19 protein-coding genes are annotated in these 24,369 nt (G+C 71.7%); 11 read left to right on the forward strand and 8 right to left on the reverse strand.

Going from position 1 to position 24,369, the window contains the following annotated elements; genetic code table 11:
• Positions 1-506: 506 nt before the first annotated feature.
• Positions 507-1,946, reverse strand: coding sequence for an NADP-dependent phosphogluconate dehydrogenase (gndA, locus tag ABZ098_RS15315; RefSeq protein WP_280847932.1), 1,440 nt, complete (start codon positions 1,944-1,946; stop codon positions 507-509).
• Positions 1,947-2,211: 265 nt separating this feature from the next.
• On the opposite strand from gndA, the gene ABZ098_RS15320 reads away from it, so the two are divergent.
• Positions 2,212-3,399, forward strand: coding sequence for a transglycosylase family protein (locus ABZ098_RS15320; protein ID WP_356591063.1), 1,188 nt, complete (start codon positions 2,212-2,214; stop codon positions 3,397-3,399).
• Here the strand turns inward: ABZ098_RS15320 and ABZ098_RS15325 are convergent.
• Complete coding sequence (locus tag ABZ098_RS15325; protein WP_356591065.1) at positions 3,389-4,522, reverse strand: DMT family transporter; 1,134 nt, start codon at positions 4,520-4,522, stop codon at positions 3,389-3,391. The genes ABZ098_RS15320 and ABZ098_RS15325 overlap by 11 nt on opposite strands.
• Positions 4,523-4,732: 210 nt before the next feature.
• On the opposite strand from ABZ098_RS15325, the gene ABZ098_RS15330 reads away from it, so the two are divergent.
• From ABZ098_RS15330 to glgC, 3 genes are read left to right on the forward strand one after another with little or no spacing between them, the layout of a single operon-like run.
• The gene (locus tag ABZ098_RS15330; RefSeq protein WP_356591067.1) at positions 4,733-5,473 is read left to right on the forward strand and encodes a (2Fe-2S)-binding protein; all 741 of its coding nucleotides are present in this window, start codon (positions 4,733-4,735) and stop codon (positions 5,471-5,473) included.
• Between the two features lie 39 nt (positions 5,474-5,512).
• Positions 5,513-6,667: a glycogen synthase gene (gene glgA, locus ABZ098_RS15335; RefSeq protein ID WP_356591069.1), complete on the forward strand. Its 1,155-nt coding sequence runs from the start codon at positions 5,513-5,515 to the stop codon at positions 6,665-6,667.
• 49 nt (positions 6,668-6,716) lie between these two features.
• Positions 6,717-7,937, forward strand: coding sequence for a glucose-1-phosphate adenylyltransferase (glgC, locus tag ABZ098_RS15340; protein ID WP_356591071.1), 1,221 nt, complete (start codon positions 6,717-6,719; stop codon positions 7,935-7,937).
• Here glgC and ABZ098_RS15345 read toward each other — a convergent pair.
• Positions 7,934-8,326, reverse strand: a complete 393-nt coding sequence (locus tag ABZ098_RS15345; protein WP_356591073.1) for a hypothetical protein — start codon at positions 8,324-8,326, stop codon at positions 7,934-7,936. The two genes, glgC and ABZ098_RS15345, sit on opposite strands and share 4 nt — an antisense overlap.
• Positions 8,327-8,620: 294 nt before the next feature.
• Here ABZ098_RS15345 and ABZ098_RS15350 point away from each other — a divergent pair, with 294 nt between their 5' ends.
• From ABZ098_RS15350 to ABZ098_RS15360, 3 genes are all read left to right on the forward strand, one after another.
• The gene (locus tag ABZ098_RS15350; protein WP_356591075.1) at positions 8,621-9,949 is read left to right on the forward strand and encodes a wax ester/triacylglycerol synthase family O-acyltransferase; all 1,329 of its coding nucleotides are present in this window, start codon (positions 8,621-8,623) and stop codon (positions 9,947-9,949) included.
• 102 nt (positions 9,950-10,051) lie between these two features.
• A complete protein-coding gene (locus tag ABZ098_RS15355) occupies positions 10,052-11,572 on the forward strand; it encodes an SDR family NAD(P)-dependent oxidoreductase (RefSeq protein ID WP_356591077.1) in 1,521 nt (506 codons plus the stop codon).
• Between the two features lie 75 nt (positions 11,573-11,647).
• Positions 11,648-11,869, forward strand: a complete 222-nt coding sequence (locus tag ABZ098_RS15360; RefSeq protein ID WP_356591079.1) for a hypothetical protein — start codon at positions 11,648-11,650, stop codon at positions 11,867-11,869.
• A gap of 10 nt (positions 11,870-11,879) precedes the next feature.
• Here the strand turns inward: ABZ098_RS15360 and ABZ098_RS15365 are convergent, their stop codons facing one another.
• A complete protein-coding gene (locus tag ABZ098_RS15365) occupies positions 11,880-12,671 on the reverse strand; it encodes an SDR family oxidoreductase (protein ID WP_356591081.1) in 792 nt (263 codons plus the stop codon).
• Between the two features lie 25 nt (positions 12,672-12,696).
• Positions 12,697-13,047 carry a hypothetical protein gene (locus ABZ098_RS15370; RefSeq protein WP_356591083.1) on the reverse strand — a complete coding sequence of 117 codons (351 nt, stop codon included), beginning with the start codon at positions 13,045-13,047 and terminating at the stop codon, positions 12,697-12,699.
• 467 nt (positions 13,048-13,514) lie between these two features.
• Between ABZ098_RS15370 and ABZ098_RS15375 the strand changes: the two genes are divergently transcribed.
• The gene (locus ABZ098_RS15375; RefSeq protein ID WP_007386357.1) at positions 13,515-13,688 is read left to right on the forward strand and encodes a hypothetical protein; all 174 of its coding nucleotides are present in this window, start codon (positions 13,515-13,517) and stop codon (positions 13,686-13,688) included.
• A gap of 51 nt (positions 13,689-13,739) precedes the next feature.
• Complete coding sequence (locus ABZ098_RS15380; RefSeq protein WP_356591085.1) at positions 13,740-14,228, forward strand: GNAT family N-acetyltransferase; 489 nt, start codon at positions 13,740-13,742, stop codon at positions 14,226-14,228.
• 4 nt (positions 14,229-14,232) lie between these two features.
• Here ABZ098_RS15380 and ABZ098_RS15385 read toward each other — a convergent pair whose 3' ends face one another.
• The gene (locus tag ABZ098_RS15385) at positions 14,233-15,576 is read right to left on the reverse strand and encodes an amidase family protein (RefSeq protein ID WP_356591087.1); all 1,344 of its coding nucleotides are present in this window, start codon (positions 15,574-15,576) and stop codon (positions 14,233-14,235) included.
• Between the two features lie 249 nt (positions 15,577-15,825).
• Between ABZ098_RS15385 and ABZ098_RS15390 the strand changes: the two genes are divergently transcribed.
• Both ABZ098_RS15390 and ABZ098_RS15395 read left to right on the forward strand, forming a co-directional pair.
• Positions 15,826-17,646: a family 20 glycosylhydrolase gene (locus tag ABZ098_RS15390; RefSeq protein WP_356591089.1), complete on the forward strand. Its 1,821-nt coding sequence runs from the start codon at positions 15,826-15,828 to the stop codon at positions 17,644-17,646.
• A gap of 9 nt (positions 17,647-17,655) precedes the next feature.
• Positions 17,656-19,188 carry an alpha-L-fucosidase gene (locus ABZ098_RS15395; RefSeq protein WP_356591091.1) on the forward strand — a complete coding sequence of 511 codons (1,533 nt, stop codon included), beginning with the start codon at positions 17,656-17,658 and terminating at the stop codon, positions 19,186-19,188.
• Between the two features lie 54 nt (positions 19,189-19,242).
• Here ABZ098_RS15395 and ABZ098_RS15400 read toward each other — a convergent pair whose 3' ends face one another.
• Positions 19,243-24,009, reverse strand: a complete 4,767-nt coding sequence (locus tag ABZ098_RS15400; RefSeq protein ID WP_356591093.1) for a trypsin-like peptidase domain-containing protein — start codon at positions 24,007-24,009, stop codon at positions 19,243-19,245.
• 11 nt (positions 24,010-24,020) lie between these two features.
• Positions 24,021-24,368, reverse strand: a complete 348-nt coding sequence (locus ABZ098_RS15405; protein ID WP_356591095.1) for a CU044_2847 family protein — start codon at positions 24,366-24,368, stop codon at positions 24,021-24,023.
• Position 24,369: the final 1 nt, after the last annotated feature.

Here is a 24,369-nt window from a genome sequence, read left to right on the forward strand (position 1 = left end):
TCGACCCAAGCCGCACCGACCCACGGTCACGCCCGACTCTTCGCACCTCAGGTCAGTGCATGACACCGCACCCAAAGCCACGCCCGACCCCCGCCCCGCACCCCGAACTCCCCCACGCGGGCCCCGCTCTTCACGCGGGCGGGTGACTGGCCGCAGGGCTCACGGGTACGCGGGGGAGTAGTCCAGAGCCGACGTCGACGAGTGGCTGGAGGACCTCATGACCAACCCGTACCCCGACCCCGTCCCGCCCGGTCCCACCCCGGGCCCAGGTCCCGTCCCTACGCCGCCGGGCCCGGCCCCGGAGCCGCCGTCACCCCCGGATCCGGCCCCGAGCCCCGGTCCGGGCCCGGTACCGGCCCCCGACCCGTCGCCGTCCCCGGTCCCACCGGGCCCCGAGCCGGTGCCGAGCCCGGAGCCAGGGCCACCGCTGAGCTGACGGCACGCAGGTGAACACAAGGGAGGAGGGCCACCGGACGGTGGCCCTCCTCCCTGTCACAGGGCGATGCTCAGCCCGTCACCTCGGACCGGTCCCCGCCCCACAGCGTGTGGAACGAGCCCTCGCGGTCCGTGCGCCGGTACGTGTGCGCTCCGAAGAAGTCCCGCTGCCCCTGCGTCAGCGCCGCGGGCAGCCGCTCGGCGCGCAGCGCGTCGTAGTAGGCGAGCGCCGCGGCGAAGCCCGGCGTCGGGACACCCTGCCGCGTCGCCGCGACGATGACCTCGCGCCAGTCGTCCTGCGCGTCGGCGATCTCCTGGGCGAAGGTGTCGTCGGAGAGCAGGCTGGGCAGGTCCGCGCGGGTGTCGTAGGCGGATCGGATGCGGTCCAGGAAGGCCGCGCGGATGATGCAGCCGCCGCGCCAGATCGCGGAGACGGCGCCCAGGTCGATGTCCCAGTCGTACTCCTCACGGGCGGCGGCGATCTCGTGGAAGCCCTGCGTGTACGACACGATCTTCGAGGCGTAGAGCGCCTGCTCGACCCGGTCCGCGAAGGCGCCGGCCTCCGACTCCGACAGTGGGGACGCCTTGGGCCCGGCGAGAGAGCGGGACGCCTCCCGCAGCTCCGCGTGACCCGACAGCGACCGCGCGAAGACCGCCTCCGCGATGCCCGACACCGGGACACCGAGGTCGAGGGCGATCTGCACGGTCCAGCGGCCGGTGCCCTTCTGCTCGGCCTGGTCCACGACGACGTCCACGAACGGCTTGCCCGTCTCCGCGTCCACGTGGGACAGCACCTCGGCCGTGATCTCGATCAGGTACGAGTCCAGGCGGCCCGTGTTCCAGGTGCGGAAGATGTCGGCGATCTGGGCGGGGGAGTACCCGGCCACGTCCCGCAGCAACTGGTACGCCTCACCGATGAGCTGCATGTCGGCGTACTCGATGCCGTTGTGGACCATCTTCACGAAGTGCCCGGCGCCGTCGGGACCCACGTGGGTCACGCAGGGAGCGCCGTCCTTCGCCTTCGCGGAGATCTTCTCCAGCATCGGACCGAGAGAGTCGTACGACTCCTTCGGGCCACCCGGCATGATGCTCGGTCCGTTGAGCGCGCCCTCCTCGCCGCCGGAGACGCCCATACCGACGAAGTGGATGCCCTGCTCGCGCAGTTCGCGCTCCCGGCGCCGGGTGTCCGCGAAGTGCGCGTTGCCGCCGTCGATGATCATGTCACCGGGCTCGAGCAGCGGCGCGAACTCCTGGATCACCGCGTCGGTCGGCTCACCGGCCTTCACCATGATGACCAGACGGCGCGGTCGCTCGAGGGCCGCCACGAACTCCTTGGCGGTCTCGGCCGCGATGAAGTCGCCCTCGGAGCCGAACTCCTCGACCAGGGCGTGCGTGCGCGACGCGGTCCGGTTGTGCAGAGCGACCGTATAGCCGTTGCGGGCGAAGTTACGGGCGAGGTTGCGGCCCATGACCGCGAGGCCCGTGACGCCGATCTGCGCTGTGTTGCTCATACCGCCTGCTCCCAAAAGATCCCGTGGATCGCGTAGGTCGTCTATCGCTGCCGGTCGTGCTTGTCAGTATCGTCCACCGGTCATCCTGGCCTGTCGGAGGACTGTCCGCACACCAGGGATACGGTTCGGGCGCCTCGTTGCGTTCAGCCGGACACGCCCGTCCGACGCGCGCCCCCACGCGGCCGGTTGCCGTCTTGTCATGGCCTGTTCGCGGCGCTTACTTTTGCCCCTCCTGACGCAGGACCATGTCTAGGGGGAGGCCTCCATGGCCGTACGGGGCCGGCATCGCCGGTATCAGCCGAACAGGATCAACCGCGCCTCGCTCACCGTCACCGCGGGCGGCGTCGGCATCGCGGTCCCGCTCATCGGCACCGGCACCGCCCACGCCGCCGACGTGGACACCTGGAACAAGGTCGCCGCGTGCGAGTCCAGCAGCAACTGGAGCATCAACACCGGCAACGGCTATTACGGCGGGCTCCAGTTCACCCAGTCCACCTGGGAGGCGTACGGCGGCACCCGGTACGCGGCCCGCGCGGATCTGGCCACCAGGGACCAGCAGATCGCCGTGGCCGAGAAGGTGCTGGAGGGGCAGGGACCGGGGGCCTGGCCGGCGTGCTCGGTGCGGGCGGGGCTGACGCGCGGAGGTTCCACCCCCGACATCCAGCCCCTCACCGAGAAGACCGGCTCCGCGCGGGACGTCCAGCCGCTCACGCAGAGCACGGTCTCCGCGCGGGACGTCCAGCCGCAGACCCCCCCGCAGTCGCGGGCCGGGTCCGCGCAGATGTACACCGTGGTCCGGGGCGACTCGCTCTCCGGGATCGCCGACGCGCACAAGGTGCGGGGCGGCTGGCGGGGGCTGTACACCGCCAACCGGCAGACGGTCGGTGCCGATCCCGACCTGATCCTGCCCGGGCAGCGGCTCAAGCTGCGCGGCACCGCCGGCACGACCACCACCGAGCACACCTCGACGAAGAAGAAGACCTCCGCCGACACCGGGGAGAAGACCGAGAAGCCGGAGAAGACCCGCAGGACCGAGAAGGCGGCGGACACCGGGCTGGTCGCCCCCGTGAACGGCTCCCTCGGCACCCCGTACCGCAAGGCGGGCTCCGCCTGGTCTAAGGGCTACCACACCGGCGTCGACTTCCCGGTGCCCACCGGGACCTCCGTGAAGGCGGTCGCGGCCGGGAAGGTCGTCACCTCGGGGTGGGGCGGTTCCTTCGGCTACCAGGTGGTGATCCGGCACGCCGACGGCCGCTACACGCAGTACGCCCACCTGTCGGCGATCTCCGTGAAGTCGGGGCAGAGCGTGGGCCCCGGCCAGCGCATCGGCCGGTCCGGCTCCACGGGCAACAGCTCGGGCCCGCATCTGCACTTCGAGGTGCGGACGGGGCCCGGCTTCGGCAGCGACGTCGACCCGGTGGCGTACCTCCGGGCCGGCGGCATCAGGATTTGACTCGGGTCCGGTGCCGGTCCAGGACCGGCATCGGGATGTACGCGGCGCCGTAGAAGGGGCCGTAGTACGCCGGGGGTTCGCCGCCCGGGTCCGGAAGTTCCTCGGACGAGGTGCTCGTCGGCGCAGTCTCGGGCAGGGCGGGACCCGGCACGAGCAGTTCCTCGCGCAGCGCGGCGATCTGCTCGACGAGCACGCCCTCGCGCACCAGAGCGTCGGCCGGTGCCTCGGCGGGAGCCGGGACGAACACGTCCGCGCCGTCGGGGTCCGCGGCCGCCGCCGACGGTTCGGCGTGGGTGCGCTGGATCCGCTCCGTCGTCAGCAGGATCAGGCCGCCCGCCGCCACCACACCGCAGCTCAGGGCGAGCGCGGTGCCCGTGGCGCCGTAGCGGAAGGTTTCTCCGAACATCGTGATGCCGACCACGGCCGCCACCACCGGGTTCACGACCGTCAGCGTCGCGAGCGGGGCCGCGAGTCCGGCGCCGCGGTAGGAGGCCTGCGACAGCATCAGACCCGCGGTGGCCAGGACACCGATCGCCGCCAGCGAGGGCAGGTCCGCCGTCGACACGCCGCCGGTCCAGTCGACGGCGACGGTCTTGGTGAACACCGAGGACATGCCGAACGCGATGCCGGACCCGGTCGCGAGGAGCACGCTGCGCACCACCGGGTGCCGGTGCGCGGCCCGGCCGGCGATCATCAGCGCGATCACCGCGGCGGCCGTCACCAGCCCGGCGAACACCCGCTGGGCCGTGCTGAGCGAGTGCGCGTCGGAGGCACCGACCAGGGAGAGCAGACCGGCCAGACCCACGGTCGCCATGATCGCGCCCCGCCAGGCGGTGGCCCCCGCCCTGCGGCCGACGAGCAGCGCGGCCATCGGCAGGGCGAACACGATCGTCAGGGCGCCCAGCGGCTGGACCAGGCTGAGCGGACCGTAGGCGAGCGCCACCACGTGCAGGAGTCCGCCGAGGCCGTTCAGCGCGACCGCCGCCCACCAGCTCGGCCGGCGCAGGGGCGCGAACTGCTCGTCGGGGTGCGACACCGCCACCTGCTCCTGCACGATCGCTCCGCCCGCGTAGGCGACGGCGGAGACGAGGGAGAGGAGCACGGACAACGCGAGGGCACTCATGAGTTGCTCCTCTGCGTGAGGCGGGGGCGTTGTGCCCGGCGCGACGAACGGTCGTCTTCCATGACCAACACGATGCCCGGAAAAGTTCTTCCCGTCGTCGTCCCTGAGCAGGCAATGGGTCCTACTGCCGATGGAGTACAAAAGGGTCCGTGTCCTCCCCAGGTCGGGTGACACGGGAGGGAGGCCCCCTGCTGGGTACCCCTAGGGGTCTTGGTACTACTGCTGGTCGTGGACCTCGACCCGGATCTCGCGGCGCTGCGACCGCTCGGCGCCTTCTTCGTACTACGGACGATCGGCGGCACTCCCGCGGCGTCGCGCCCGGCGCTGCCGACCCTCGCACAAGTCTACGAGCACCGGGGATCGGATGTTTACGGAAATACACTGAATTTTCGTGTCCGGAAGGTGGCCGACGCCCTGGGAGCCCAGGAGCCCCGGATCGCGGCCTCCATCGCCCACCAGGGCCTCGCGGCCCGGCTGTGGTCGGTGGCGCTCGGCTGCGCCGTCCTGTACGGGCACATCCCGGACCTGGCCCCGCACCGGCTGCGCTGGGACCCCGACGCGAGCGCCCCGGACGATCTGTGGCTGGACGCGGTGACGTGGCTGCCGGGCGACGCCGGGACGATCGCGGAGGTCGTGCTGCACGGCCATCTCGAACCCCTGGCGGTCGTGCTGCGCACCGAGTACCGGCCGGCCACCGGACTGCTGTGGGGCAACGCCGGATCGGCGCTCGCCGGCGCCGCCCGTCAGCTCGGCCACCGCGCGGACCTCGCCACCCGCGCCCGTGATCTCGCCGCCGAGCTCCTCGCCCACCCCCTGCTCGCGGGAACGCTCGACGGTACCGGCCGCCGCCGAAGCTGCTGTCTGTACTACCGGTTGCCGGGGGGTGGCCTGTGTGGTGACTGTTGCTTCACACGAGCCCCGCGCTCTTCCGCGCGCGGCGCATCTGGGTGACCATGAAAGCCGATCAGTCGCTGAGACAGGGGGTACCGGGTGCGAGTGGGCCTGCTGACCCGGGAGTACCCGCCGGACGTGTACGGCGGTGCGGGTGTCCATGTCGAGTTCCTCGCCCGGGAGTTGAGGCCCCTCGTCGACCTGGACGTGCACTGCTGGGGCGAGGGCCGCGCGGAGGGTGTGGTCCGGCACCGGCCCTGGTCCGCGCTGGACACCGCCAACGACGCGCTGCGCACCTTCTCCGTGGACCTCTCCATGGCCGCGGGCCTCGAAGGCCGCGAACTGGTCCACTCGCACACCTGGTACGCCAACCTCGCCGGACACTTCGGCAAGCTGCTGCACGGCATCCCGCACGTGATGACCGCCCATTCCCTGGAGCCCCTGCGCCCCTGGAAGGCCGAGCAGCTCGGCGGCGGTTACGCCCTGTCGAGCTGGGCCGAGCGGACCGCGATCGAGTCCGCGGACGCGGTGATCGCCGTGTCGGGGGCCATGCGGGAGGACATCCTCGGCTGCTACCCGGCGCTGGACCCGGCCAGGGTCCACATCGTGCACAACGGCATCGACACCGCCCTGTACCGGCCCGACCACGGCACCGAGGTACTGGACCGCATCGGACTGGACCGCGACCGCCCGTTCGTGCTGTTCGTCGGCCGCATCACCCGCCAGAAGGGCGTGCCCCACCTACTGCGCGCCGTCCGGGACATCGATCCGTCGGCGCAGGTCGTGCTGTGCGCGGGCGCGCCGGACACCCCGGAGATCGACCGGGAGTTCCGCGAGCTCTTCGAGGAGCTGAGCCGGGTCCGCGAGGGCGTGCACTGGATCCCGCAGATGCTGCCGCGCCCCGAGGTGATCCAGCTCCTCACCCACGCGGCCGTGTTCGTGTGCCCCTCGGTGTACGAACCCCTCGGCATCGTCAACCTGGAGGCGATGGCCTGCGGCACTCCCGTGGTGGCCTCGCGGGTCGGCGGTATCCCCGAGGTCGTGGACGACGGCAGGACCGGACTGCTCGTGACCGTGGACGACGGGTTCGAGACGGCCCTCGCGGGGGCACTCGACTCCTTGATCGGTGATCCGGCGACGGCACGTCGGATGGGCGAGGCGGGACGGGAGCGCGCGGTGAGCGAGTTCGGCTGGGACGCGGTCGCTCGGCGCACGGTCCGGCTCTACGAGGAGATCGTCAAACAGGCGTACTAAGCCCCTCGCAAGGGCAGTGATGGGTGAAATCACGGTGAGGGGAGCGGCCATGCGTCGTGGCGGACCTTCGGTGCTCGGCATCGTACTCGCGGGCGGAGAGGGCAAACGCCTGATGCCCCTGACCGCGGACCGCGCCAAACCAGCGGTCACCTTCGGAGGGACGTACCGACTGGTCGACTTCGTCCTGTCCAACCTCGTCAACGCCGACGTCCTGCGCATCTGTGTGCTCACGCAGTACAAGTCGCACTCGCTGGACCGGCACATCACCACGACCTGGCGGATGTCCAGCCTGCTCGGCAACTACATCACGCCGGTGCCCGCCCAGCAGCGCCTGGGACCGCGCTGGTACCTGGGCAGCGCGGACGCGATCCTGCAGTCCCTGAACCTGATCTACGACGAACGCCCCGAGTACGTGGCGGTCTTCGGCGCCGACCACGTGTACCGCATGGACCCGCGCCAGATGCTCACCCAGCACATCGAGTCCGGCGCGGGCGTCACGGTGGCCGGGATTCGGGTCCCGCGCTCCGAGTCGTCGTCGTTCGGGGTGATCTCCCCGGGCTCGGACGGCCTCACGGTGGAGCGCTTCCTGGAGAAGCCCGCCGACCCGCCCGGACTCGCGGACGACCCGGAGACCGTGTACGCGTCGATGGGCAACTACATCTTCACCACCAAGGCCCTGATCGAAGCCCTGCAACGGGACTCCGAGGACGAGAGCTCCGTCCACGACATGGGCGGCTCGATCCTCCCGCAGCTCACCGACCGCGGCGAGGCCCAGCTCTACGACTTCAGCGCCAACCACGTCCCCGGCGAGACCACCCGGGACCGCGGTTACTGGCGGGACGTGGGAACCCTGGACGCCTACTACGACGCCCACATGGACCTGATCGCCGAGCGCCCCGCCTTCAACCTCTACAACCGGCAGTGGCCCATCTACACCCACTCCGGTCAGCTCTCCCCGGCGCGCTTCAACGCCGGCGGCATCGCGAGCGAGTCCATCATCAGCGCGGGCTGCCTCATCCGCGGCCAGGTCACCCGGTCCGTGCTCTCACCCGGCGTCCTGGTCGACCCGGGGGCCGTCGTCCAGGGCTCGGTCCTGCACGACAACGTCAAGATCGGCCGGGGCGCGGTGGTGCGCGGTGCCGTCCTCGACAAGAACGTCGAGGTCCCGCCGGGCGCCACGATCGGCGTCAACCCGGAGCGGGACGCCGAGCTGTACACGGTCTCCAAGGGCGGGGTGATCGCGCTCGGCAAGGGGCAGCTGGTGTCCTAGGTCCTGTTCTCGGGCCCCTGCAGGGACTCGATGTTCCTCATGACCACCTCGCTGGTCCGGCGCAGCTCGTCCGAGGGGCTGATCTGGAGGTATTCGCTGCCCGGCTCGGTGTGCACCGGCACATGTCCCGCGGGGGCGTAGAACGCGTCGCCCTCGTGGTACACCTCGTCGTGGTCCGCGTAGTGGAAGGTGACCTCGCCCCTGAAGACGTAGCCCCAGTGCGGGCACTGGCAGCGGTCGTCGGGCAGCCCCTTCAGCAGGGGCCCGTGGTCGATGTCCTCGCGGAAGGTCAGGAAGTCGATCGTGTAGTCGCCGAACACCTCGGCGCGGTCGACGACCGCCCCGTAGTCGCCGCCCTGAGTGGCCGTGTCGCGGGAAACCTTCGGCATCTCCGTCGCCTTCTTCCGGCAGGGAGGGTTCTTCCGTCCATTCTCCGCGCGCGGCCCGCCCACGGCACTCGGAGACGGCGGCTTGTCGGCGACGGGGATGCGGGAGGCCTCCCGGGCGACTCCGACAGGGTGTTGATCAGCCACGGATGAACCCGTCCGCCCCAGGTGTCCCGCCCCTTTCCCCGGGGCGGGACTTAATCTGCTGTTAACTGAGCGTAGCTTGATCGTACTTGACCGTAATCGCCGGAGGGCGATTGACTGCTGGTCCACCCGTTGTCGACGCGAGGCAAGCCATTGACTTCTGACCTGCTGGCCCCTCTCGACCTGGCGTTCTGGAACATGGAATCCGCCGAGCACCCGATGCACCTGGGAGCGCTCGGCGTCTTCACTGCGCACTCGCCCACCGCCGGTGCCCACGCGGCCGACCTGCTCGCGGGCCGCGCGGCCGCCGTACCAGGCCTGCGGATGCGGATCCGGGACGTGTGGCCGCTCGGCCTGCCGTACGCCTTCGGGGGAGCCGCCCGTGTCCCCGACCCCGACTTCGACCCGCTCCGGCACGTCCTGCTGCACGCCCCGACCGCGGACTTCCACGCCGAGGCCGGACGGCTCATGCAGCGGCCGCTGGACCGCGAGCGGCCGCCCTGGGAGGCGCATGTGCTGCCGGGGGAGGACGGTGTCTCCTTCGCCGTGCTCTTCAAGTTCCACCACGCCCTGGCCGACGGACTGCGGGCACTGACGCTCGCCGCCGCCGTCCTGGACCCGATGGAGATGCCGACCCGCAAACCGCGCCCCGAGGAGCCCGCGAAGAGCCTGCTCCCGGACGTGCGCAAGCTGCCCGAACTCGTCCGGGGGGCCGTCTCCGACCTGGGCCGCGCCCTCGACATCGGCGCCTCGGTCGCCCTGTCCTCCGTGGGTGTGCGCTCCTCCGCCGCCCTCACCTCCGAGCCGACCGGAACCCGGCGCACCGCCGGAGTCGTCGTCGACCTCGACGACGTGCACCGCGTCCGCAAGAGCCGGGGAGGCACCGTCAACGACGTCCTGATCGCGGTCGTCGCCGGCGCCCTGCGCCGCTGGCTGGACGAGCGCGGCGACGGCAGCGAGGGCGTGGCACCCCGCGCCCTGATCCCCGTCTCCCGGCGCCGCCCGCGCACCGCGCACCCCCAGGGCAACCGGCTCTCCGGGTACCTGGTGCGGCTGCCGGTCGACGACCCCGACCCGCTGGGCCGTCTGGACACGGTCCGCACGGCCATGGACCGCAAGAAGGACGCCGGCCCCCACCGCGGCGCGGGCGCCGTCGCCCTGCTCGCCGACCACGTGCCTGCTCTCGGCCACCGCCTCGGTGGGCCCTTGGCCAGTCAGGGCGCGCGGTTCTGGTTCGACATCCTCGTCACCAGCGTGCCCCTGCCCGGCATCGGCCTGAAGCTCGGCGGAAACCCGGTCACCGAGGTCTACCCCTTCGCCCCGCTCGCGCGGGGTCAGTCCCTCGCGGTCGCCATCTCGACGTACCGCGGGCAGGTGCACTACGGCCTGGTCGCCGACGCGGAAGCGGTGCCTGACCTGGACCTCCTGGCCCGGGCGCTGACCGAGGAGGTGCAGGAACTGCTGGTCGCCTGCGGTTCTTGATCGTCTCCGGTTTCGGTCGGGGCCCCGCGCTGAAGTAAAATTCCGCGTTCGACCAGCGGACGCGGCCACAGCCGCACGGGTGACCAGGGAAACGGCAGCGCGATGACGGTGACAGAGGACGGCTCGGCGACGACCAGGGACGAGGTCGTGCGCGAGCCCGGTGACGAGGTCGCGTACGGCCCCGGCATCGACCCGGAGCGGCTGGCCGTCTGCCTCAGCGTGCTCGACGAGCTCGACAAGCTGGACGTCGACCACCCCGACGCGATCGCCGTGCGCCGGGCCACCGCCGGGATCTACCGCACCGTGAAGCAGCGCCGCCGGCAGGAGCGCCGGGCCGCCAAGACCGCCCACGACAGGGCGGTCACGGAGGCCACGGCGACCGGCTCCGCCCAGCGCATCGACGACGAGACCGAGGGCATCCTGCCGCAGTCGCGGACCGAGGAGGGCAGGGTCGCGGGGATACTCCAGCGCCCGCGCTCCTGCTACACCTGCAAGACCCGGTACGTCGAGGTCGACTACTTCTACCACCAGCTCTGTCCGGACTGCGCCGCCCTGAACCGCGCCAAGCGCGACGTCCGCGCCGACCTCACCGGCAAGCGGGCCCTGCTCACCGGCGGCCGCGCCAAGATCGGCATGTACATCGCGCTGAGGCTGCTGCGCGACGGCGCCCACACCACGATCACCACCCGCTTCCCGAAGGACGCCATCCGCCGCTTCAAGGCCATGGACGACTCCGGGGACTGGCTGCACCGCCTGGAGGTCGTCGGCATCGACCTGCGCGACCCGGCGCAGGCCGTCGCCCTCGCCGAGCAGGTCGCCGAGGCGGGCCCGCTCGACATCCTCGTCAACAACGCGACCCAGACCGTACGCCGGCTGCCCTCCGCCTACGCCGCCCTGGTCGACGGCGAGAGCGCCCCGCTGCCCGCCGGTGAACTCCCCGCCCACCACGTCATCGGCGCCTTCGGCTCCGGCGCGGTCGACGGACTCGCCTCGCTGCCCGCCGGGATCTCCGGTCTCGACGCGCAGCAGGTCGCCGATCTCGCCCTGGTCGCGGGCAACGCCAGCGTGGCCCGGCACCTCGACGGCACCGCCATCGACGCGGGCGGCCTCGTCCCCGACGTCGTCGACAGCAACACCTGGGTCCAGACCATCGACCAGATCTCCCCGGTGGAGCTCCTGGAAACCCAGCTCTGCAACTACACGTCACCGTTCATCCTGATCAGCGCCCTGCGCCCGGCCATGGCCGACGCCGCGAAGAAGGCGCGGAGCGGCCGCTCCTACGTCGTCAACGTCTCCGCGATGGAGGGCGTCTTCGGCCGCGGTTACAAGGGCGCTGGCCACCCCAACACGAACGCCGCCAAGGCCGCGATGAACATGGTCACGCGGACCAGTGCCCAGGAGATGTTCCAGACCGACGGCATCCTCATGACCTCGGTCGACACCGGCTGGATCACCGACGAGCGCCCCCACTTCGACAAGCTCCGGCTCGCCGAGGAGGGCTTCCACGCCCCCCTGGACCTGGTCGACGGCGCGGCCCGCGTCTACGACCCGATCGTGCGCGGCGAGGACGGCGAGGACGTCTACGGGGTCTTCCTGAAGGACTACGCGCCCGGGAAGTGGTGAGCCGCTGCCGACGCGTGTGATCAGGTCGCCGGCTGGGCACCCGGGGACCTGAGAACAGCGCACCGGGAGGTTCTCATGAGCGAGCCGCACGGCATCGATCCACGCGCGCGCAGCGATCCGCGCAACGTCTACCCGAGCGACGAGGAGTTCTACTCGGGCGACCGCCCCGCCGACGCGACCCTGCCCGAGGACCGGCCCCGCGGTGGCGGCACGACACAACGCGGCAGGCTCTTCACGGTGGTCCTGATCGCGTTCATCGCCCTGGTGGTCATCGTCTGGTTCCTCGCGTTTCCGTGACGAGGAGCGGTCACGGCCCGGGCGGCGCGCCCGCCCGCAGCCGGTCATGGACGGCGTACCCGCCCGGGCGCGCCGCCCGCACCCGCGTGCCCCCGTCCACCAGCAGATCCGCCCCCGTGATCCACTCCGCGGCGTCGGACGCGAGCCACACCACCGCCCGCGCGATGTCCCCGGGCTCGCCGATCCGGCCCAGCGGCAGCTCGACGGGGCCCTTCTCCCACACGAACCTGGCCATCTCTGTGCGGACGAGCCCGGGGGAGACGGAGTTGACCCGCACCCTCGGCGCCAGCTCGCCTGCCAGCTGCTGGGTGAGGTGAAGCAGCGCCGCCTTGCTGGTGCCGTAGGCGCCGACGTTCGGCCCCACGTGCCCGGCGCCCTCCGTGCAGACGTTGACCACCGACCCGCCGTGCTCCTGCATCCACCCGTGCCACGCCGCCTGCACCAGCCGCAACGGTGCCTCGACGTTCACCGTGAAGGCCTGCCGCCACGCGTCCGGATCGACCTGCATGAGGGGGCCGTACGGCTGATTCGTCGCCGCGTTGTTGACCACGATGTCGAGGCGGCCGAACTCACGCAGGACGAGGTCCACGAGGGCGCGGGGATGGGCCGGGTCGGCGACGCTGCCCGCGAGCCCGACGCCGCCGAGTTCGGCTGCGGTCCGCCGGACCTCCTCCCGGTCCCGGGCCGTGACGCACACCAGCGCGCCCGCGTCGGCCAGTTGCCGGGCCACCTCGCGCCCGATCCCGCGCGTGCCGCCGGTCACGAGGGCGGCCCTGCCATGCAGTCCGTACGGGGACGTCATTGCCGTACGGTCTCATGACGGGTCGTCAGTCGACAGTCTCCAGGCGGGAGTTGTGTGCCGCGACCAGCTCCAGGACGGCACGCCAGTCCTCCAGGACGCCGGCGTCGAACCGGGCCGTCCGGCTCTCCTCGGCCGCCAGGCGCAGCAGGTCGTCGTCGGGGGCGGGGCCCTGTCGGCGGGCCAGGCGGTAGACCCGTTCGCCGAGCAGGATGCGTACGACCTCGGCCGCCTGTCCGGTCCCCATCACCAGGCCCGCCACCTGGAGTTCCTTGTCGGCGGGCCGACTGCGCCGCAGCAGCGCGGCGGTCCGCAGGGCGTGTTCGCTGCCGCAGGCGTGCAGCAGATCCATCAGCTCGTCGACACTGCGCAGTTCCATACGTCAGACCTCCCGCCGGGCCGGCCGTTGCCGTGGGTCAGCAGATCATGGGTGCCTTGCGAATCGGCCAACGGGACTTGAACTGCGCGACCCCGACGGCTCGGAGGGCCGGTCGAGCCGTAGGCCGAACGGGTGACTTCCCGAAGGGGCATCACATGACAAATCAGGCGGAACGCGGCCGGACAAGTCAAGGTGAAGTGCAATGGTTACACCTTGTTTTCAGTCCCTATCGAGCGGGTCACCGCTCATCTGGTTAATCTGTAGCCGACGGACGGCAGTACGGGGTCCCACCCACACCCACAGTCCGTCCCGGGACAAGCCGGTCACCACGGCCTGCTCTCAGATGAGTTGCACGGCGCCACCGCGTCCGAACCGATCTCGACCCAGACCCGAGCGGACGTCCAGGCACCGACCGTAGGTTGGACCGGCACGTCCCGAGGGTGAGCCCGACACATAAGGAGTGCGCGGTGACACCGGAGAAGACGAATCGCGAACAGCGCCCCAAGGAACGCCCGGAGCGCGCGGGCCGACGGCCCGGAGACATCGGCAGCCTCGACGTGTGGGCGCGCTCCGCCCCCATCCGTCTCGCGGGTTACGAGGACGACCTCGCCGAGCCCCACATCCTGCCCAGCGTGGACTGACGGCGGGACCTTCGCGATCGCCGACGGCATGGGCGTGCGAGACTCACGCCCATGCTGATCAGAGAAGCCGTGGCCGACGACTGGCCACGGATCTGGCCGTTCTGGCACCGGATCGTGGCCGCGGGCGAGACCTACGCCTGGGACCCCGACACCTCCGAAGAAGCCGCGCGGGCGCTGTGGATGAACCCGGCCAAGCGCGTCCACGTCGTCGAGGACGAGACCGGCGCCCTCGTCGCCTCGGCCTACGTCACCCCCAACTACGGCGGCCCCGCCGCCCGGATCGCCAACGCCGGCTTCATGGTCGACCCCGACCAGGGCGGCCGCGGCATCGGCCGCGCCCTCGCCGAGCACATCCTGGCCGCCGCCGCGGCCGACGGCTACCGGGGCATGGTGTTCAACGCCGTCGTGGAGACCAACCCGGCCGTGAAGCTGTGGACCTCGCTCGGCTTCACGATCATCGGCACCGTGCCGGACGCCTTCGAGCACCCCCGGCACGGCCTGGTCGGGCTGCACATCATGTACAAGGCCCTGAAGGGCTAGGAGTTCAGTCGAGCGGAGCCGTCCGCCGCCACGGCCGCCGCCGCTCCAGCTCCTCCGCGACCTCCAGCAACACCGTCTCCGACCCCGGCCGGGCCACCAGTTGTACGGCGGTGGGGGCGCCCGAGGGCAGGGTCCCGAGCGGGACCGACATGGCCGGCCAGCCGGTGAGGTTCCACGGCGGGGTCAGCGGCGAGTAGGCGGTGTTGGCGAGGACGTTGCGCAGCCAGCCCCGCTCGTGCCAGGCCTCGGCCTTGGGGGAACGGCGGGCCAGCGCCGGAAGCAGCAGCACGTCGTGCTCGGCGAAGAACGGCTCCAGGCGCTCGCGCAGCTCCTGCCGGGCCCCGCCCTTGCGGACGCCCTTGACGAAGCGCCGGCCGATCGCCGCGTGCACCCGGGTGCGCCGGGCCAGCAGGCGGGGATCGAGCCCCTGGGCGTCCACCGACGTGCCCGCCGTCCAGGTGGCGAGCGAGGTGACGCCCAGCGAGAGCGGGTAGGGCGGGTCGGCGCGCCGCACCTGGTGCCCTGCCTTGATCAGCAGCCCGGCCGCCTCACGGACCGCGTTCGTGTACGGGGCGCTGATGGTGACCCCGGCGAGCGGGCTGCGCAGGGACACGGCGACGTCGAGCGTGGCGGGCGCGTCCCGTCGTACGAACTCGGTGCCGGCGATGACCGAGAGCAGCAGGCGGGCGTCCTCGACCGTGGTCGCGAGGGGACCGTTCTCGGACATGCCGAACCAGTCGCCGTCGCTGATGCCGGCCGGCACCACGCCGGACCCCGGCTTCAGCGTGACGAGACCGCAGTTGGCCGCCGGGATGCGCAGGGAGCCCATGCCGTCGTTGCCGAGGGCGATCGGGACCAGGCCCGCCGCGACCGCGGCCGCGCTGCCACCGGACGAGCCGCCCGCCGTGCGCGAGGTGTCCCAGGGGTTGCGGGAGGTGCCGTGGACGCCCTCGGTGGTACCGAAGACGCACAGCTCCGGGACGTTCGTCAGCCCCACGACCACGGCGCCCGCGGCCCGGAGGCGGGCCACGACCTCGTGGTCGGCCCCGGCGGGCGTGTCCGGGGTCGCGGTGGAGCCGACGCGGTTGGTCTCGCCGCGCACGGCGAGGTTGTCCTTGACAGCCACGGGCACACCGGCCAGGGGGAGTTCACCCAGATCGTCCCGGGAGCCCACCTCGTCCGCCTCCGCCAGTGCCGCCTCGGCGCGGACCACCCGGAACGCCCCGACCCGCCCGTCCAGCTTCCCGATCCGGGCGAGGTGCTCGGCCACCACCTCCCGGGGCGTGGCCCGCTTCTCACGGACGGCGGCGGCGATCTCGGCGGCGGTACGGCCGACCCAGGTGGTCACGTGCGCTCCTCGGGGCTACTCGCGAGTACGTAGGGAGAACTCTGCCCCGCGGCGGACGTCACGTCGAGAGCGCACGGGCTTGGACATTCGGAGCGGTCCTCTTGGACTTTCCGCGACGAGTGAGGGCGGGTGAGGGGCACAGGCCCGCAGGTCATCCGATCTCTGGCGTAACTCCCGGCCGATTCAGCTCCGTTGACAGTGCAATCGGTGACCTCGATTATCAGCCATCCGATGAATAGGGAGTCGCTGATGAGGAAACGGCTGAGATTCGCCGCCGTCGTGGCGCTGCTGACGCTGCTCCTGGCACCCGTGCCGGCGGTCGCCCGCTCGAACCGGGCGGGACCGGTCACCGTGCCCGCCCTGACCCGGTGGACTCCGGAGCCGGGCACCTACGTGTTCCGGCCCGGGGCCCGGCTGGTCGCGGACGGTCCGGCCGAACGCCGGGTCGCCGACACGCTCGCCGGTGACCTGCGGGCAGCCGGTCGCGGTTCGCTCCCCGTCGTACGCGGGGGAGCCCGGACCGGTGACATCGTTGTCGACGTGAGGCCGTCCCTCAGCTCCCTCGGCGCCGAGGGCTACGAACTCCGCGCCGGCGCACGCCTGTCGATCACCGGAGCGACCGAGACCGGCGTCTTCTACGGCACGCGGACCCTGCTCCAGCTCCTCGCGCAGGGCGACCGCGTCCCGGCCGGACGCACGGTCGACGTGCCGCGCTACAAGGAGCGGGGCGTGGGCGTGTGCGCCTGCTACGTCCACGTCTCGCTGCCCTGGCTGGAGAACCTCGTCCGGGAGATGGCCTACCACAAGCTCAACCAGCTCCTCGTGGAGCTGAAGGTCAGGAGCGACGCCCATCCCGAGGCCAACACCTGGGGCTACTACACCAAGGACGAGATACGGCAGCTCGTCGCGCTCGGCGACAAGTACCACGTCGAGATCATCCCCGAGATCAACTCCCCGGGACACATGGACCCGTGGATCGAGAACCGCCCGGACCTCCAGCTCACCGACTCCGGCGGTGTCAGGCAGCCCTCGCGCCTCGACATCACCCGGCAGGCGGCCTTCGACTACTACACGAGCCTGCTGGACGAGTACGCCCAGGTCTTCACCGCGAAGTCCTGGCACATGGGCGCCGACGAGTACATGCTCGGCTCCGACTTCGCGAAGTACCCGCAGATCCTGAAGTACGCCCAGCAGAAGTACGGTCCGGACGCCACCCCGCAGGACGCCTTCGTCGACTTCGTCAACCGCGTGCACGACCACGCGGCGGCCAAGGGCGTACGGCTGCGCATCTGGAACGACGGGCTGACCGGCGCCAACACCGTGCCCGTGAAGACCGACACCACCGTCGAGCACTGGCTGGACGTGGCGGTCAAACCCAGTCGGCTCATCGCGCAGGGCTACCCGGTGATGAACTCCGCCTACTCGCTCTACCTGATCCGCGGCGGCTTCCACAGCGACACCGAGTCCCTCTACGACCAGAGCTGGGACCCGCGCAGCTTCGAGGGCGAGAAGCCGGCCTCGGCGAAGGGCGTCACCGGTGCCAAGATCAGCCTGTGGCCCGACAACGGACGCGGTGAGACCGAGAACGAGGTCGCCGTACGGCTGTGGCCCGCGCTGCGGCATGTCGCCCAGGCCACCTGGGGCGATCCGCACCCCGACGCCACCTACCCGGAGTTCGTGGCACGCGGTACGGCGGTCGGGCACGCACCCGGATGGCGAGACCTGACCCGGGTGCCGGTGGCGGACGGGACGTACACCTTCGGGCAGTCCTTCACGGCCTCGGTGCGGCGCACGGCGGACGGCTACGCGACCCTCCGGTCGGCGGCCGGGTGCCTCGCGATCAGCGGCGGCAAGCTCACGCTCAACGTGCCGCTGCAACCAGGAGTCGAGGCGACCTGGGACGCCTGCGACCCGACCGGCACCTTGCAGCGCTGGGAGCTGGAGCCCGCGGCGGGCGGCTACCGGCTCGTCAACGCGATCACGCAGATGGCGCTCACCGTCACCGACGACGGCCGGATCGTGCAGTATCCGGCCGACCAACGCGCCCCCAGGGTCTGGCACTTGAGCTGAGGAGCCCCCATGACTGTCTCCAGACGCCTCTTCGTCACCGCGGCCGCCGGCCTCGCCGTGACCGGCATCCCGGGCCCGGCGGTGGCCTCGGTCGGTGACCCCCGCTACCGCATCCCCGTCTCGCCGGACGACACCGAGGCCGACCTCGTCCGCAAGGCGTCCCAAGTCCGGCCCACGGCACGGCAGATCGCCTGGCAGAGCCTGGAGCGCACCGCGTTCCTGCACTTCGGCGTGAACACCTTCACCGGCCTGGAGTGGGGCACCGGCGACGAGGACCCGGACGTCTTCCAGCCGACCCACCTCGACACCGACCAGTGGGCGGCGGCCCTGAAGGACGGCGGCTTCAAGCTGGCCATCCTCACCGTCAAGCACCACGACGGCTTCGTCCTGTACCCCTCCCGCTACACCGGCCACTCGGTGGCGTCCAGCAGTTGGCGCGACGGCCGGGGCGACGTGTTGCGCTCCTTCGCCGACTCCATGCGCCGGTACGGCCTCAAGGTCGGCGTCTACCTCTCGCCCGCCGACGAGAACCAGTACCTGCACGGCGTCTACGCCAACGGCAGCGCCCGCTCCCCGCGCACGATCCCGACCCTCATGCCCGGCGACGACCGTACGCCGGAGCGCTTCCACACCCTCGACGCCACCGACTACGGCGCCCACATGCTCAACACCCTGTACGAGGTGCTCACCGAGTACGGGCCCGTCGACGAGGTGTGGTTCGACGGCGCGCAGGGGCACATCCCGCCCGACAAGGTGGAGAGCTACGACTGGGACAGCTGGTACGCCCTGGTGCGGGCCCTCGCCCCGGACGCGGCGATCGCCGTGACCGGCCCCGACCTGCGCTGGGTCGGCAACGAGAGCGGCATCGCGCGCGAGGACGAGTGGAGCGTCGTCCCGGTCAAGGAGAACCAGTACGGCCGCACCGACTGGGCGCTGTCGTACGACACCCCCGACGAGGGCAGCCGAGCCGCCCTGGTGACGGCGCAGCCCGCGACGGACTACCTCCAGTGGTGGCCCGCCGAGTGCGATGTCTCCATCCGCGACGGCTGGTTCTACCACGCCGACCAACAGCCCAAGTCCGTCGACTACTTGACGGAGATCTTCTTCGGCTCGGTGGGCCGCAACGCGGTGCTGCTGCTGAACGTCCCGCCGGACACCGACGGACTGTTGCACGGCACGGACGTCGTCCGGCTGCGCGAGTTCCGTGAGCGCGTCGACCGCGAGCTGCCCCACGACCTGGCACGGGGTGCCCGCAGGACCACGGCACCGGACCGCGTGACGCTGGACCTGGGCCGCGAACGGGAGGTGGACCGCGTCCGGCTCGCGGAGGACATCCGGGACGGCCAGCAGGTGGAGTCCTTCGTCGTCGAGGCGTTCCGTGACGGTGCCTGGACGCGGGTCACGGGTGCCGGCACCATCGGCGCGAGCCGCATCCTGCTGCTGCCGACTCCGGTACGGGCCCGGAGGTGGCGGCTGCGGGTGACGGGGGCGCGGGGGGCCGTACGGCTGAAGGAGTTCGGGCTGTACCGGTCCCGGGTCTGACGGCCCTGTCCGCGCCCCAGGTCGCCGGCCGCCCGGTCGCCACCGCCCTCGACGTCAGCTCGTGCGTGCCGCCTCCTGGGCGAGCGGCACGCACGCCCGCAGATCACAGGGGAGGAGGTCGAGGACGCGGGCCTGTTCCCGGTGACCGGGGCCGAGTTCGAGGGCCAGGCGCAACAGGCCCAGGTGGGCCTCGGCCGTTTCACGGAAGGCGATCAGCGTCTCAGCGGCTTCGACACGTACGGCGACGGATGCGTGTCGGTCGGCGAGCGCGGAGCGGAACACTTCCGACGCCCGTCCCCGCGCCGAGCGCCATTTCATGAGCCGGGCCGCCGCCAGAACACGCTGCTGCGCGTTCGCGTCGTCGCCGTCCACGACTCTGCGACAGGCGGCCTCCGCCTCACGTCCGACGTCGAGTTTCGACCAGGCGGCCGCCACGGCGAGATGGGCCTGCGGGTCGGACGTGCCGGGACGGGAGAGCGAGCGCAGGAGGGCCCGGCCCTCCTCACCGAGGTCCGCGGCGAGCAGCGCGGCGGCCCGCGCGCGGACCCCGACGGGGCAGGCCGGGTCACGGGCCAGGGCGCGGGCGACGGGAATGCGGTTGAGCGCGCCACTTGTCGGCAGATGCTCGCAGATCGCGACTCGGAGTTCCGGTGGGGTGCTGTCGTCGTCGGCCAGGGCGAACCACGGCTCGTCGAGGACTCCGCCGACGGTGTCGACGGCCGCGCATCTCTCCGGGAGGGGGGCCGAATCGTCCTGGGCCCAGGAGAGAAGCGTTGCGCGTACGTGGACGTCGGTGCGTTCGTCCTCCACCAGGAGCCACAGGTGCCCGAGCCGGGTGACTGCCTCCGGTTGCCGTCGCGTGACGAGGTCGACCCACCGAGCGGCGGGGTCGTGGGAATCCGTCCCGGCGAGGGCGGTCGCCGGGACGCGCGTCCCCTCGTCGCCCTGGTAGAAACCGAGGGTCTGCCACAGGGTCGGGTTGGACGTGTGGGTGGACAGGGCTCCCAGCGTCAGGTGGAGGCTCAGGCTGTGCAGCGGATCGTGGCCGACGCCGGCCATCAGCGTTCTCCACCGCGGGTAGGGGATCAGCCCGAGGAGGTCGCAGGCGGCCCGGGCCCGGGCGAGCGGGTCGGCCGTGGGGTCCGTGGCGATACGCGTCAGCGTCCGGCCGGCGTGGGGTACGACGGCCGAGCGGTGCAGCCAGGAATCGTCCTTGATCCCCAGCAGCGAGTCCGTGGGCACGGACTCGTCCTCCAGCATCGTGTCGAGGCGTCCGCGGAGTGTGGCGTCGGGACTCAGGGCGTCCCCGAGATCGAGAAGCCGCCACAGGTGTTCGTCGGGCAGTCCGGCCTCGTCGAGGAGGTGGTGCAGAGTCTCGGAGGCGGCGCGCACGTCGACCTCCGCCAGTGCCGAGAGCGCCTTGACGCGGTCGTCCATGCCTACGTGCGGGTCCTCGGCGATCCGGCGCAGCAGCCGCGAGGCGGTGTCCCGCTCCCCAGTGGCCAGTAATTGCGTCGCCGCGTCCTGCCGGACATCCCCGGGCAGCGTGGCGTCCGCCGCGATCGCGGTGAGAAGGACGTCGACGTCCGGCGCGTCCAGTCCGTCCAGCGCTTCCACGGCCAGGAGCCGGTCCGCGGCGCCGATGGTCGGATCGGTGGCCATCTGCGTCAATGTGGCGTCCAGTCCGTCCGTGAGACCGAGGTCCGCCAGCGACTCGGTGTCGGCGATGCGTTCGTCGACGGAGAGCGTGGGATTGTGGATGGCCTCCGCCGCCAGCTGCGCGTGCCGGGCCGAATCTCCCAGCATGTGCAGGACCCGGCCGAGGTTCCGGAGGGCCCATCCGTCCGCGATGTCGGGCAGAAGACCGTCCACGCACTCCCTCGCGACCGACAGGTGGCCGAGCTCGATGAGCCGTGTGACGGCTTGGCGACGAGGGAAGTGGCTCAGCCGCGCGTTCCGTGCCACACGTTCGGCGAGGGCCGCGTCGTCGATGCTGTCCATCGCCATGGCCACCGCGTAGTCAGGCGAGTCGGGGCTTTCGACGACCTGGGTGCGGACCATACGCACGGTTTCCGAGTTCTGGCGCATTTGGTCCGCGGGGAGTTCCCCTGTCGCACGGTGGCGGAGATACAGGGGCACGACAGGGTCCGAGCACAGGTCCACGAGAAGGCCCGGCAGCTCCGGGGCCAGGACCCGGCCCTTCAGATAGCGGGCCGTGAAGGGATCGTCGGCCAGCACCGGATTGTCCTGCAACGCGTCGGCCAGCGCGGTGAGTGTCTCCTCGGGGAGACGGGCGGGGCGGATGTCACGGAAATGGTCGACATGGTGATGAGGGAACTCCGAGGTCCGCAGAAGCTCGCACAGGGCGTCGGTCGCGGCCGGGCGGTCAAGGGGGAGGAGCGCGACGGCCGCTGCCAGCCGGGTTTCCGGGACTCGGCCGGGATCTTCCGCCAGAGTGCGCAGACGACGGCGCGCACCCTCGGTGTCGCCCGCTCGCGCCAGCGACGAGGCCGCCTCGACCCGCACGCTGCCCAGGAGACACGGATCGTCGGCCAGCCCGGCGGCCAGCTCGGCCGCGCCGTCGGCACCGCGGCGCACATGATGCTTCAGCGCTTCGGCACGCACCGCGTGCGGGAGGGCGGGATCGGTGACGACCGCGGCCAGGCCCGCTGTGTCGAGCACCGCGTACAGCCGGTCCAGCACGGTGGGGACATCGAGGTCTCCCACCGTGACGGACCGGTGGGTCAGTTTGATCACCGCTCGGGTGAACCGGCCCGTCAGTTCCTCGTCCGCCACCAGTTCGTCGCTCAGGATCGTCGCGCACAGCAGCAGGTCGCGCCAGCCGCCGCCGTCCACAACGGTGCGCAGGAACTCCTCCAGCGGCATGCCCTGTTCCTGCCAACGGGCGGCCATGAACAGCACCAGGTTGGGACGTTCGGCCGCGATGGCCTCGCGCACGGTGGCCAGGGCCTCCGGAGCGGTGGGGCCGAGGCGGTCCGCCAGCGAGTGCGCGGCCAGGTACTCCTGAATGGTGTGGTGGAGGAAGTGCAGGTCCTCACCGTGACGTCGGACCAGTCCGGTGAAGGTGAGGGCGTCCAGGACCGTGTCGCGGTCCGCGGGCGACTGCGGGAACCGCTCGGCGAGCAGATCCCGCACATGGTGCAGGAGTGGTCTCGGGTCACCGCTCTGCCGTGCTTCGGCGGCGGGGTACAACACGCCGTGCACCCGCTCCAGGAGGTCCGGGGTGATGCCGTGTCCGGCCCGTCCGCTGCGCCTGAGCCGTGTCGTGCCCTTCTCGCGCAGCACGCCGATGAACCGCGCGTACAGCTCGGCGGGATTGCGGGGCAGTTCGTGCAGGGCGGCGACCACGCAGATCATGGTCAGGTAGAGCGGATTGCGGGCGACCTCCGCGAGACGGCCGCGGCGCAGGCCCACTGCCAGCTCTGCGGCCCGGCGGGGTGCGTCGGGCACGTCCAGCGCCGCGAACCAGGCCTGGGCGACGCCGGCGATGTCCTCGTCGCCGAACTCCCGTAGTGAGTAGCGGCTGAGCGCGCCGAGCCGGTTCATCTCGGCGGTGACCAGCGAGCGGCTGGCGACCACGAAGCGCACGTAGGGTTCACGAACCCAGTTCTGGACCAGCCGGATGACCTTGCCGCGCCCGTCCGGGTCGAGGATTTCGTCGAGCCCGTCGACGCACACCAGCCAGTCCACCGAGGGCAGCGGGGCGGCTTCGAAGGACTCCGGGGGCAGTGAGCGCCGCAGCCCCTGGAGACCACGGCCGACCGCCCGGGCCAGGGCCTCCGGGAAGGGGCGGTCGAGGAGTTCGGAGGCCTCCACGCGGACGGGAATGTACGACGGCGCCCGTGCCGGGTCGTCCAGCCAGGCAGCGGCTCCGGTGTAGGTCAGCCGCCGCAGGAGGCTCGACTTGCCTGTTCCGGCACCGCCGGTGAACAGGACGTGGCGGTGGTCCGGAAGGACACTCTCGGCGCTCGGCCGTGCCCTGCCCCGCCGCCGTTCGCGGTCCGGGGGAGCTTCCACCGTCGTGTCGTCGGCGGGCGCCGCCTCCAGGCGGACGTAGACGGTGGACAGCGGAATGTCCTGCGCGTCGGTGAGGACCGCGGCGTACGGGTGCTCGTCCGCGGCATCCCGAGCGGCGCTGAGGTAGTCGCGCAGCCGGGGGCCGGGATAGCGGTGCCCGCCGGCCCGCAGCTGCTCGTCGGTGAGAACGTCGAGCCAGGACACGGGTGGTGCTGGGGCGGGGAACCGGTCCAGGATCTCGGAGACCGGGATCATGTGTGTGCTGCCCGCCTTGTTGGAGCGGGCGAGCATCCCGCACACCCCGCCGGTGCGCTGGTTGACCACCGGGCTGCCACTGAAGCCCTCGCCGACGGGGGTGCCGTAGCCGCGGGGCAGCGCCAGCGGGTCGTCGAAGGACAGACGGGAGTCGCCCTGGTGTTCCAGCGCGGCCCACTGGCCGGCCCGGTAGTCCCCGCGCGGATGCCCGTGAACCCACAGGCGGTCGCCGAGGGAGAGGTGCGGTGCGGTGAGGATGTACGGCAGGTCCTGCGTCGCCGCGTCGTAGTGGAGATAGGCGATGTCGAGGCCGTTCGTCGCGCGATGGACCGCGTCCTCGGACACCGTCAGTGTGAGGTCGGTGCCGCTCGCCACGATGCGACCGCGCACCGTGGCGGCCCCGGCGACCACATGCGCGCAGGTGACCACGGTTCCGGGCGCGAGGACGAATCCAGTTCCGCCGCCGCTGCCGTCCAGGAGGTCCAGGGCGACGGTGGCGGCCGCCAACGAGTCTCTCCAGCCGTCCATGCGCAGGGCTCCTAGGACTCCTCACCGGTTCCCGGGGCGGTCCACTCAAGCGTCACCTTCCACGCCGACTTCGAGGACGCCTTACCCACCACCGCCAGCAACTGGCCCGTGTCGACGGCGACATCGCAGCCGAACTCCACCGTCGCCCTCGACGCGCCGGTCTGCTGGAGCCGAGTGCCCATGGCCCGGGCAACGGCGGTCAGGCTGTCGAGCACGGTCTCCAGACGAGGGGTGCGCCAGCCGATCTCCTGCTCCTCGGCCAGGCCGGATCCGGCCTGGGCTCCGGACGGGCCGACCGAGACGAGGATCCGTTGCCCGTCCACCTCGACCGGGACCATCACATCCGCTTGCTCGCCCAAC

The sequence above is a fragment of the Streptomyces sp. NPDC006335 genome (assembly GCF_040612795.1).
Lineage (GTDB): Bacteria > Actinomycetota > Actinomycetes > Streptomycetales > Streptomycetaceae > Streptomyces.